This is a genomic window from Trichococcus flocculiformis (assembly GCF_900113645.1).
Taxonomy (GTDB): domain Bacteria; phylum Bacillota; class Bacilli; order Lactobacillales; family Aerococcaceae; genus Trichococcus; species Trichococcus flocculiformis.
Genome location: NZ_FOQC01000106.1, coordinates 1 through 1,061, shown reverse-complemented (window position 1 = coordinate 1,061; position 1,061 = coordinate 1). Strand labels below are relative to the sequence as shown.

Annotated in this window: 1 protein-coding gene; it reads left to right on the top strand. The window is 32.1% G+C overall.

Going from position 1 to position 1,061, the window contains the following annotated elements:
• Positions 1-506 precede the first annotated feature (506 nt).
• Positions 507-821, top strand: coding sequence for a hypothetical protein (locus BMZ71_RS14565; protein WP_233436867.1), 315 nt, complete (start codon positions 507-509; stop codon positions 819-821).
• Positions 822-1,061 lie beyond the last annotated feature (240 nt).

Here is a 1,061-nt window from a genome sequence, read left to right as displayed (position 1 = left end):
TTCATCGAAAACTGTTCAATTTAGTTTAGCACTGACACCATTTTAGGTGACACTGAATATTTGGAGGTAGGACGTATGAAAAAATCACTTTATACAATCGTTAATTTGATATTTGGAATAGTGCTCATTTCCTTAGTTTTTATTTTCTTATTAGGTTACTCTGAAAATGTAAGTAAGAACACTTATATTTTTGGAGGAATATTATTAATGCTGGGAATAGCGTTTAACTGGTATATGTTTATTAGAATAGTAAAAAAAAGAGTGTAGATACATGGTGAACAGACGAAAAAAGTTAAGGTTATCAGTGACGCTATGCTGTGCTTTATTTATAATATTTTTTTCATTTCAACAGTTAATAAAATTCTGTATTGATATCACACAAAGAAGGTATGACTAATATGAAACTTATAAATGAGAAGAACGCTTTGAATGAAGAAAATGAGGTTTAATGTGGATACGGTCAATCTTCTAATGGTATTGAAAAAATGATAGAATGGAGAATTAAGATGAAAAAGAGTCTAAAAGTTTTTAAATTTTCATTATTAACAGCACTAGTTTTGGGGACAGTTATTCCAGGAACGACAGCTAGTGCCTCAGAATCAAATAATGAAGGTCAAACCCCTTTGTGGGTTATTGAGAATGAAACAAATCCAGCATACGATATTAAACAACCATTAATTGACACGCTCTCAGAAAATGTAGTTATAGAATATACAGATGAAGGAGCCATTGTAACTGTTTATGAAGATAATGGACATATTTCAAAATCAAACTCAATTAGCCTCGCAAGCACAGCTGTTTATAGTTGGGTGGCTTGTTGACGGCTAGTAGTTGGACAAAACTAGGAGGTGCTCCAGGAGTAGCCGTTGCTAATAACTGGGATAAAAATGGAAATGGATGGGTAGGTTTTTATAAGAGCACTGGATACGATGGTGCTAGAAGAGCTGTAGCAACAAGATAAAAAACTTTATAAATAGACAGATTTGAGGTTTAAACATCATGAATTTTTATAAGAAATTTTATCAGAAACATCCGTATCTTAATGTCCTAATAAGTCTAAC

Coding starts and splice junctions, on each gene's coding strand:
- BMZ71_RS14565 (WP_233436867.1), top strand. CDS start 507: ATGAAAAAGAGTCTAAAAGTTTTTAAATTTTCATTATTAACAGCACTA.